Raw genomic sequence first — 563 nt, forward strand, 5'->3', positions numbered from 1 at the left:
TGGACCTGGCCGCTATCGCTGTCACCATGATCGGCGCGCCAGATCCACAGGTGATCGCAGATGACGTGCCCGCTATTGATCTCGAGACACGACCCGACATTGCCGACTGCCGCCCCGCCGACGCGGAAAAACACATCTGCCAGCAGCGTGGGATTGGCCCGATGATCGCGATTTGCGCCCTTCGGCCCCACTTCCATGAGAACCGGCGATAGTTGCGGCCCGGCGTCGATCAGCAGGCCGGCAACGGACACGCCGGGCACGTCGGCGATCAGCATCGCCGCATTGCCCGCTTCGCTCAGCAGCGTTGCCAGCCCCAGCCCCAGCACGACGGTGTCGGCCCGGGGCACGCGGATCGGCTCGCGTAGCCGGTATACCCCCGGCGTGAGCAACAGGTGGCCGCCGCCGGCGAGCGCGCGGTTGATCGCCTCGATCGGCGTTGTCGGATCCGCGATCAGGAAGTCCCCCAGAGATCGGATGGGCGCACGTCTGAACTCGAGTCACGGTAGAACAGCTCCTATGCCGTGATCTGGTTGAAAAAAAAAGGCGGGGGGGGGGGGGGGGGG

General features: G+C 66.4%; 1 protein-coding gene. It reads right to left on the reverse strand.

Annotated features, from left to right (window positions below; genetic code table 11):
* Positions 1-347 (reverse strand): hypothetical protein (locus AACY49_RS30105; RefSeq protein WP_445262676.1); only part of this gene is annotated, 347 nt, incomplete at its 3' end.
* Between the last annotated feature and the right edge of the window lie 216 nt (positions 348-563).

This window comes from Pseudomonas sp. EL_65y_Pfl2_R96 (assembly GCF_963970905.1).
Taxonomy (GTDB): domain Bacteria; phylum Pseudomonadota; class Gammaproteobacteria; order Pseudomonadales; family Pseudomonadaceae; genus Aquipseudomonas.